We start from the raw sequence: 1,710 nt of genomic DNA, 5'->3' as shown, positions 1-1,710 counted from the left end.
TTAAGTCCTCGATCGATTAGTATCAGTCAGCTCCACATGTCGCCACGCTTCCACCTCTGACCTATCAACCTGATCATCTTTCAGGGATCTTACTAGCTTGACGCTATGGGAAATCTCATCTCGAGGGGGGCTTCATGCTTAGATGCTTTCAGCACTTATCCCTTCCGCACATAGCTACCCAGCGATGCCTTTGGCAAGACAACTGGTACACCAGCGGTGCGTCCATCCCGGTCCTCTCGTACTAAGGACAGCTCCTCTCAAATTTCCTGCGCCCACGACGGATAGGGACCGAACTGTCTCACGACGTTCTGAACCCAGCTCGCGTACCGCTTTAATGGGCGAACAGCCCAACCCTTGGGACCGACTACAGCCCCAGGATGCGATGAGCCGACATCGAGGTGCCAAACCTCCCCGTCGATGTGGACTCTTGGGGGAGATAAGCCTGTTATCCCCGGGGTAGCTTTTATCCGTTGAGCGATGGCCCTTCCATGCGGAACCACCGGATCACTAAGCCCGACTTTCGTCCCTGCTCGACTTGTAGGTCTCGCAGTCAAGCTCCCTTGTGCCTTTACACTCTGCGAATGATTTCCAACCATTCTGAGGGAACCTTTGGGCGCCTCCGTTACTTTTTAGGAGGCGACCGCCCCAGTCAAACTGCCCACCTGACACTGTCTCCCGCCCCGATCAGGGGCGCGGGTTAGAATTTCAATACAGCCAGGGTAGTATCCCACCGACGCCTCCACCGAAGCTGGCGCTCCGGCTTCTCAGGCTCCTACCTATCCTGTACAAGCTGTACCAAAATTCAATATCAGGCTACAGTAAAGCTCCACGGGGTCTTTCCGTCCTGTCGCGGGTAACCTGCATCTTCACAGGTACTATAATTTCACCGAGTCTCTCGTTGAGACAGTGCCCAGATCGTTACGCCTTTCGTGCGGGTCGGAACTTACCCGACAAGGAATTTCGCTACCTTAGGACCGTTATAGTTACGGCCGCCGTTTACTGGGGCTTCGATTCAAAGCTTCGCTTGCGCTAACCTCTCCTCTTAACCTTCCAGCACCGGGCAGGCGTCAGCCCCTATACTTCGCCTTGCGGCTTCGCAGAGACCTGTGTTTTTGCTAAACAGTCGCCTGGGCCTATTCACTGCGGCTCATCAGGGCTATGCACCCTAATGAGCACCCCTTCTCCCGAAGTTACGGGGTCATTTTGCCGAGTTCCTTAACGAGAGTTCTCTCGCTCACCTTAGGATTCTCTCCTCGCCTACCTGTGTCGGTTTGCGGTACGGGCACCTTTTCCCTCGCTAGAGGCTTTTCTTGGCAGTGTGGAATCAGGAACTTCGGTACTAAATTTCCCTCGCCGTCACAGCTCAGCCTGTGTGGTAACGGGATTTGCCTCGTTACCGGCCTAACTGCTTGGACGCGCTAATCCAGCAGCGCGCTTACCCTATCCTCCTGCGTCCCCCCATTGCTCAAACGGTAAAGAGGTGGTACAGGAATATCAACCTGTTGTCCATCGCCTACGCTTTTCAGCCTCGGCTTAGGTCCCGACTAACCCTGAGCGGACGAGCCTTCCTCAGGAAACCTTAGGCATTCGGTGGATGGGATTCTCACCCATCTTTCGCTACTCATACCGGCATTCTCACTTCTAAGCGCTCCACCAGTCCTTGCGGTCTGGCTTCAACGCCCTTAGAACGCTCTCCTACCACTGACATCG

The 1,710-nt window shown here is 54.9% G+C and carries 1 rRNA gene; it reads right to left on the bottom strand.

Annotation, left to right across the window (positions count from 1 at the left end):
• Nucleotides 1-1,710: ribosomal RNA gene (locus tag QUF73_00005) — 23S ribosomal RNA — on the bottom strand; the annotation flags it as partial.

Source organism: Cytobacillus sp. NJ13 (genome assembly GCA_030348385.1).
Classification (GTDB): Bacteria; Bacillota; Bacilli; order Bacillales; family Cytobacillaceae; genus Cytobacillus.
Note: the sequence above shows the minus strand (reverse complement) of the source record. Positions and strands in the feature narration are given on the sequence as shown.